At 48.2% G+C, this 978-nt stretch carries 1 protein-coding gene; it reads right to left on the bottom strand.

Annotated features, from left to right (window positions below):
- Positions 1-978: RHS repeat-associated core domain-containing protein (locus ACTHS3_RS14895; RefSeq protein ID WP_440368359.1), on the bottom strand; the 978-nt coding region annotated here is incomplete at both ends.

The raw sequence follows: 978 nt of genomic DNA on the forward strand, positions 1-978 counted from the left end.
CCTATAAGGGTCAAGCGCTGCATGTTGTTCTCTAGTTACTTCTCTCAAATTAAAAGGACTATGCCTATCTGCATGACCTAAGCGTTGTGGCACATGATGATGCAACTCCATGGGATTTCCATTTGCATCTAAAGGAGCACGTCCTCTTTTCATTCTACTCATATTTGCAGGAGAAAATTCTCCTGTACCTTTCGAGGCTAAATACCTATTTTTCCAGTATCTTGACCTAACAACATCCCAAGATGGCATATCACCGTTAGGTAATGGTTTATCAATACGCTCGCCTCTTTTCCAACGTTTGAATAAATTCTTTAACAGCGGTTTAGGTTTATTTGGTTTATTTTTGTTGGCCGGGCACAGTCCCCAAACATCAAGCCATTCCTGCGCATTCGGAGCAAACTGATACAGATTCTCCCCACCCAACAACCCAATCGGATCTTGATTCACAAACCGCCCGGCCTCAGGCTCGTAATACCGCATCAGGTTGTAGTGCAGCCCGGTCTCTTCATCGAAGTACTGGTTTTGCAGTCGGAACGGCTGATGCGCGTTCTTGTAAACCCGCTCATCCTTTTTCAGACGACCCCAGGCGGTGTATTCTCCGTACCATAAGAGATTACCGTGGATGTCGGTCATCTCGCGCGGGATGCCGACTTGGTCGGTGTGGAAATAGGCGATGTATTGTTTGCCGTCTTTGGCGTTGTCAAAGATTTGCGCCAGCGGTTCGTAGCTGTCTTGGTCGGTATAGATATAGGTGTAGCTGCCTTTGTAGGTGTACTCCTGCAATAAGCGGCTGCCGTCCCAGACGAAGTGGGTGCGTTTCGGGTCGGTACTCGTCCAGGCGAGTTTATCTTGGCGTTCTTTGGAAAGGCGTCGTCCGAACGGGTCGTAGGCGTATTCCCAAATCTCGGTATTGCCGGCGGGCTTTTTGATTTCGGCGCGGACGAGTTGGTTTTCTAAATCGTATTGGTAATATTGGTT

This window comes from Neisseria sp. P0009.S007 (assembly GCF_051962515.1).